The following is a 6,682-nucleotide window of genomic DNA, read 5'->3' on the forward strand; positions in this document are numbered from 1 at the left end:
GTATACTTCCTTAATGTTTTCCGCAACAAGTGTCTCCACGATCGCTTCGCTTGGTGTCATTTTCTGTTTTTGATTGACTGCCTGCTTCATTGCTTCTGTTTGCTTAGCCATAATGTGAAATCCTCCTTAAAAGTTATGCTGACCTGCTGGTTCTTCAGCCACAAATGTTTCTTTTCTTGTCGCAATCGCTTGCAATGTTTCCAAAAAATGCTCAGTTGACAATTTCAGCACGTGATGTTGTCTACTGGCGATGTAAAAATGCCGTTTCAACGCCATATCTGTAATGGAATAAGCCTTTAGCAATCCTAATTCCTGTTCCTTTTTAATGGCACTTTTTGAAATAAACGACACACCCAGACCTGATTCAACCACTGCCTTAATGGCTTCAGTACTTCCCAATTCCATGACAATCTGCAAATCGTCATTTGTCAGTCCCGCTTTTTTCATATAATAATTAACGACAGAACGTGTCCCCGACCCCTCCTCCCTGAAAATCAACGGCGATTGCCTGACTTGTTCCATGCTGATATGCACATCATCCCCGGAAAAGTAGTCGGGTGCAGCAATTAACACAATTTCGTCTTCCAAAAATGGCTCCAGATTGATTTGGCTGTCTTCTACCGGTGTTTCAATCAGTCCCACATCAATGAATTGATCCTTGATAGCACTGATTACCTGATGGGAATTCGCGATTTTTACCTGTATTTGGATCAATGGATAAGCTTCTTTAAACGCCTTGAGAAATTCCGGCAAAATATATTCGCCAATCGTCAAGCTGCACCCCATGCCTAATTCTCCGTACGTCTTGCTTTCCATTTGTGTCATTTCTTTACGGGCAGAATCATTCATCCGTACGATTTCCCTGGCATATTTCAGCAAAATTTTCGCTGATTGGGTTATCTCGACTTTTTTTGTTGTCCGTTCAAACAGCTTTGTATTCAACTCTTCCTCCAACGCTTTAATTTGCGATGTGATTGTCGGCTGTGTTACGTATAACATTTTGGCAGCTTCTGAAAAACTGTTCTTTTCAGCCACAGCGATAAAGGTTTTTAAGCGTTCATAGTTCACGTATATGACCTTCCCATCAAGCGAATTTGCCACCGCCGTCAAAATTTACATGCTGTGAATGACGGAACTGACTGTCTCAATGATAAAATCCAGATCCTCCTCAGTACTGGTAAGAGGTGGTGCAATAATCAGAACATTGTTGCCGCCCGGCACGGTATCACCATTTTTGCCGATAACAAGCCCGTTTTGTTTGCACGCCCCGACTATTTCACTCATTCTAGCTTCTGATATCGGTTCTTTTGTGGCCTTATCCTCAACCATCTCCAATCCCAGCAAAAAGCCGATCTGCCGCACTTCCCCAACATTTTTGTGATTCATGAGATCATGTAATTCTATCAGTTTGGAATTGCCAAGGCTATTCACCCGGTCCACAACGTTTTCCTTCTCAATGATGTCAATATTTTTCAATGCTACTGCACACGCCGCCGGGTGACCGCCGTAAGTTGATACATGACGCAGATGTTTATCCTTTCCTTCCTGTTTAAAAGCTTCATAGATTTCAGATTTGACCGATGTGGCTCCAAGCGGCAAGTAGCCACTCGTCAGCCCTTTTGCCATCGTGACTATATCAGGCTGCACCCCGGCTGCGTGTTTGAAACCAAACATCTTGCCGGTCCGGCCAAATCCTGCCACCACTTCATCCATAATCAACAGCACATGATACTTTTTACAAATGTCAGCAACCCGCTGAATATATTTCATGGATGGGATAATCACCCCTCCGCCGGATATGAACGGCTCCATGATGACTGCTGCTACCGTTTCCTCGCCTTCCCACCTGATCATTTCCTCCATCTCATCGGCAGCACGTAAGTCTTTTTCTTCCGCACTGCCCGAAAACAGAGAACGATAGCTGTATGGCGGTGCAACGTGCAGAAATCCCGGTGGTGCTGGATCGTATTTCACCCGGCGGTTAGCTTGCGCAGTTGCACTTAAAGCACCCATCGTCGATCCATGGTAAGCGCGATACCGTGAAATAAATTTATACTTTCCCGGATTGCCTGTTTGCATATGATACTGCCGGGCAATCTTGAATGCTGTTTCGTTCGCCTCGGAACCGCTGTTGGAGAAAAACGTCTGATACTCAGCACCGAGCATTTCACTCAGTTTATTGGCCAATTGAATCGCCGGCTGATGATTCATCGTCAGTGGGAAATAGGATAGTTTCTTCATTTGTTCAGCTGCCGCATCGACAACCTCCTGTCTTCCGTACCCGAGATTCAGACACCACAACCCGGATACGCCATCAAGATAGTCATTACCTTCCTCGTCGATAAACCATGACCCCTCCCCGGAAACAGCTACCGTCGCTTTTGCATCTGGATTGTACTTATGCATGGCATTCCATAAATGCGATTCATTCCCCGTTGACGCCTGATTCATTTCAACTTCTGTCTTCATTTTTCCTCCTCCTTTTCATGAATGATTTAAAATTATAATGATACTGGCTTGCCTTGTAATAGCGATTCGAGCGATTCATAAACGAGATTATGCGTTTCGGCTACCGGCTGATTGGTGACAGCACCTTCATAGGTATTGACCCCTTTTGCGAAAGCCGGATTTGTTTTTGCGGCCTTTTCCAATCCCTTATTAGCCAAATAAACGCCATAATGACTCGTGTTATTTGTCAAGGACATAGTGGATGTTCGTGCAACCGCTCCCGGTATGTTAGCCACTGCATAATGCAGTACATCATGCATGATATACGTCGGCTCATCATGTGTTGTGACATGATCGATTGTTTCGATGGAACCTCCCTGATCAACTGCCACATCAATTATGACCGAACCGGGGGCCATCTTTTTCACCATGTCTTCTGAAACGAGCTGGGGCGCTTTAGCACCCGGAATGAGTACAGCGCCAATTAGTAAATCGGCATCACTAACTGCTTCAGCGATATTAAGCGGATTGGACATCAATGTGTTGACATTGCCATCAAACATGTCATCCAGCTCGCGCAGCCGTTTCGTACTTATATCGATGATCGTTACATTAGCCCGGAAACCAAGCGCCATCTTAGCGGCATTCGTGCCGACCGACCCACCGCCGACAATGACAATGTTTGCCGGTTTTACTCCCGGTACACCGCTAAGCAGTATTCCTTTTCCGCCTTTAGTATTCTCCAAGTATTGGGCACCGATTTGCACTGACATGCGTCCGGCTATTTCACTCATTGGTGCCAGGAGTGGAAGCGCACCGCTGTCTTCCTGGATCGTTTCGTATGCAATCGCAGTTACTTTCTTTTCGACAAGCTGGCGCGTTAATTCCGGCTCAGCAGCCAAGTGAAGGAATGTGAACAGCATTAATCCCTCACGAAGAAAACCGTATTCTTCCGGCTGCGGTTCTTTCACCTTCATAACCATTTCAGCTTCCCAAGCCTCTCTCGCCGTTCGAACGATTTGAGCACCTGCCGCTTCATATTCAGCATCATAGAAACCGCTTCCATTTCCGGCATTCTTTTCAATGAGCACATCATGACCCGCATCAGTGAACATAGTCACACCGGATGGCGTCAAAGCCACACGTTTCTCCTTGTTTTTAACTTCTCGTGGTACACCAACAATCATCTGAATACCTCCAATCCTGTTTTAACAGCTGCTTAGAAAAACTCAAGCCTCACCTCGTCTTATGGCGGGGGTCAAAGTTTTTCTTATAGGGGCATCCTTCATTTATACTTCTGATGTTAAACCAAACAAATACATAAGGACGTCCGTACCAATTTCAATTGGTTTATATTCAGTATATGAGACCACACACATGAATTCAATATTTTTTGTCAATTCTGTTATTTCGATTGGTAATAACGCTTATAACAAAACATAATGAACACTGAATGGGAGGCGGAAAGACTTTGGAATCGAAAAAAACAATCACCCGAATTTGCGGGATAAGTTTATTTGAAAATTAAACATATCACTGCGGTAGTACGCCTTTTCAAACTCAACGGTGCTGCCTTGATAATCTTTAATAACCCGTTCTGCAGCCAGTACATGAGACATTCGCGGAATATTCAGATGCAACGCTTCTTCATCAGGTATAATGTCAATACCAATCACCTGGCTAGCTTCTGCAAACAATATCCCCAGTTCATTTTCTTCAATTTCATAAAGTGTTGTATCATTTAAATCATATTTGACAATCGCCTCACCGATATCAAGCGGATAATAGTGACTTTCAACGCCAATCGGAATATCATCCGCATAACGAACCCGCTTAATGAAAAAAGCATCATTAAAGTCAGTTTTTTCCTGAATATAAGCTTCCGGTGTCATTTTATAGGCATCAATTAACTTAGCTCCCGGCTTCATCCCCATCTGTCTGATCAGTTCCGTGGTACTTGTCAGATTACCCAGCCACTGGTGGATGGGCTTGATTGAGACAAACGTACCGCTGCCGTGCCGTTTTTCCAAAATCCCTTCCCTGACTAGCAGATTAACTGCTTCGCGCACGGTGCTCCGGCTGACATTGTAATATTCCATAAAATCTCTCTCAGTGGGAATTTGTCCATTTAATTTGCCATCTGCTATTTGTTTTTCAAGGATAGCCTTTAATTGTACATGTAATGGAATGGCATTATCATGATCTAATTGCACGTTTTGGTCCCCTCTAAATGTTTTTGATGGTTTATGCACTGAACATATCAGTCATCCGTACCAATTTATCGTTTAATGAAACTATACCTTTAAATACAAAAAATTGCAAAATATATTTTTGTGTAAAAAGTCAACGGATGGTCAACGAATGTTTAACTTCAAGTTTATCAGCCAAAATTTAACACATTCTCATGAAGTTTTAATACCATTCTTATAGACTTCTCATTGAATCTCTTTAAGATATTAATAGAAGGGAGGGAAGAAATTGACAATCGAGGTCTTTACAAGAAAAGAGCAAAAATACCTGATTACAGTGGACCAATACACGCTCCTATTGGAACACATTAGGCCGCATATGCGCCCTGATAGATTTGGAACCGATGGGAGGTACACGGTCAGCAGTTTATATTTTGATAGTGATGCTCACACAATATATTTCGAAACAAAAAATAAATTGGACTTTCGGCAAAAACTCCGTCTGCGTATCTATGATGACACTGATATCGACGGTACAAGTTTTTTTGAAGTCAAACAGAAGCATAACCGGGTTGTTAATAAACGCAGAATGTCGCTGCCGTTACGAGAAGCATACCGCTACCTTTTGGAAGATGATCAACATTTAAATAACTTTAACACGTCCAATCTGCAAGTTCTCCGTGAAATCGACCGTTTTCGGACTTTATATAAGTTAAGGTCGGAAATGGTTGTCAGTTATGACCGTCACGCACTTCATGGTATTGATGATCCCGAGTTGCGCATCACGTTTGATTTGAATTTACGCTGCCGCAATGATGATTTGCTTCTGGAAAGCGGATCGTCGGGGCAGAATTTTATTGATGAAAACCTGGTAGTATTAGAAGTCAAGATCAATGACAGTGTCCCGCTCTGGCTAACCCGTATTTTGCAGGCTCTTCAATGTGAACAGCGCAGTGCATCCAAATATTGTACGAGCATGGAATTACTCCAAGGGCATAAACTGCCGACGGGAATTGGAAGGGAATTAATATTAACAGGAGGACAGTAAAAAATGGATGTTATTCAAGAATTATTTAGTTCACAAACCGGGAATGCACCCGGTGTTTATATGGTGTTACTCGCTTTAGTTGTCGCAACCGTTTTAAGCCTGATCATTACAAAGGTGTATATGATTACCTTTACAGGTGAACGTTACTCACAATCATTTGTACATACCATTGTTATCTTGAGTGTCCTTGTATCAGTGGTTATGAATGTTGTCAGTGACAATGCCGGTGTTGCATTTGGCTTATTTGCCATCTTCTCGCTGATCAGGTTCAGAAGTGCTGTTACAAATGTTAAAGACATAGCCTATATATTTTTTGGTCTTTGTGCAGGCATGACAAGCGGACTTTTTCAATTTGATTTAGCCATCATACTCACACTATTTGCCAGTTTAGTATTATACTTGCTTTATAAATTCGAGTATGGAAAAGGAAAAGATACACAGATTTTGAAAGTGACCGTACCGGAAAACTTAAATCATGAGAACTTGCTAAATGATGCGTTTAGTGAATATACGATTAGCCATTCATTACGGCAGATTGAAACCACTAACCTTGGAACCATGATTTTATACACGTATGCTATTCGAAGTAAAAATACCACGAATGACAAAGATTTATTAGATCGAATCCGCGAAGAAAATGCCAACTTAAAAGTATCAATCACTTATATGGAAAATAATGAATAATAGAATACAGGAAGGACGGCATGAGCTGCCCCTTCCTATGTTTTCGAAGCGTTGATACAGACCATACTTAGCCCTCCTCCTGAATTATTCATAGAAACACATTCTGCAACTAATGAAGGTCAAAATTAAAATTCAGGAGCTTTTTTATCAATCCTCTTTGTAAATTTCCTTTTCATTTTGATAAGAGCCCTATAAAATACAGTTTATTCCATATTTGGAGCTGAAAAAGGACATACGTATCCCGTTGAAGGAAACGCATTTTTAAATTTTTCTTGAGCCTGCCTAAAATCGGCTAACACAGCATTGGAAGCTG

General features: G+C 42.2%; 6 protein-coding genes. 2 read left to right on the plus strand and 4 right to left on the minus strand.

Annotation, left to right across the window (positions count from 1 at the left end; genetic code table 11):
* Nucleotides 1–126: 126 nt before the first annotated feature.
* From IEW67_RS17195 to IEW67_RS17210, 4 genes are all read right to left on the minus strand, one after another.
* Nucleotides 127–1,068, minus strand: a complete 942-nt coding sequence (locus tag IEW67_RS17195) for a selenium metabolism-associated LysR family transcriptional regulator (protein ID WP_188634309.1) — start codon at nucleotides 1,066–1,068, stop codon at nucleotides 127–129.
* A gap of 45 nt (nucleotides 1,069–1,113) precedes the next feature.
* Nucleotides 1,114–2,469, minus strand: coding sequence for an aminotransferase (locus tag IEW67_RS17200; protein ID WP_188634310.1), 1,356 nt, complete (start codon nucleotides 2,467–2,469; stop codon nucleotides 1,114–1,116).
* 32 nt (nucleotides 2,470–2,501) lie between these two features.
* Nucleotides 2,502–3,635 (minus strand): alanine dehydrogenase, encoded by a 1,134-nt coding sequence (gene ald / locus IEW67_RS17205; RefSeq protein WP_188634311.1) that lies wholly within the window; start codon nucleotides 3,633–3,635, stop codon nucleotides 2,502–2,504.
* 303 nt (nucleotides 3,636–3,938) lie between these two features.
* Nucleotides 3,939–4,661, minus strand: coding sequence for a GntR family transcriptional regulator (locus IEW67_RS17210; RefSeq protein ID WP_188634312.1), 723 nt, complete (start codon nucleotides 4,659–4,661; stop codon nucleotides 3,939–3,941).
* 265 nt (nucleotides 4,662–4,926) lie between these two features.
* On the opposite strand from IEW67_RS17210, the gene IEW67_RS17215 reads away from it, so the two are divergent.
* Both IEW67_RS17215 and IEW67_RS17220 read left to right on the plus strand, forming a co-directional pair.
* The gene (locus IEW67_RS17215; RefSeq protein WP_188634313.1) at nucleotides 4,927–5,685 is read left to right on the plus strand and encodes a polyphosphate polymerase domain-containing protein; all 759 of its coding nucleotides are present in this window, start codon (nucleotides 4,927–4,929) and stop codon (nucleotides 5,683–5,685) included.
* 3 nt (nucleotides 5,686–5,688) lie between these two features.
* Nucleotides 5,689–6,369: a DUF4956 domain-containing protein gene (locus IEW67_RS17220; protein ID WP_188634314.1), complete on the plus strand. Its 681-nt coding sequence runs from the start codon at nucleotides 5,689–5,691 to the stop codon at nucleotides 6,367–6,369.
* Nucleotides 6,370–6,682: the final 313 nt, after the last annotated feature.

The organism is Lentibacillus kapialis (genome assembly GCF_014646635.1).
GTDB classification, from domain to species: domain Bacteria; phylum Bacillota; class Bacilli; order Bacillales; family Amphibacillaceae; genus Lentibacillus; species Lentibacillus kapialis.

Bases quoted from the DNA above. Each gene is read 5' to 3' on its own strand.
- IEW67_RS17220 (WP_188634314.1), top strand. From the start codon at position 5,689: ATGGATGTTATTCAAGAATTATTTAGTTCACAAACCGGGAATGCACCC.
- ald (WP_188634311.1), bottom strand. From the start codon at position 3,635: ATGATTGTTGGTGTACCACGAGAAGTTAAAAACAAGGAGAAACGTGTG.
- IEW67_RS17200 (WP_188634310.1), bottom strand. From the start codon at position 2,469: ATGAAGACAGAAGTTGAAATGAATCAGGCGTCAACGGGGAATGAATCG.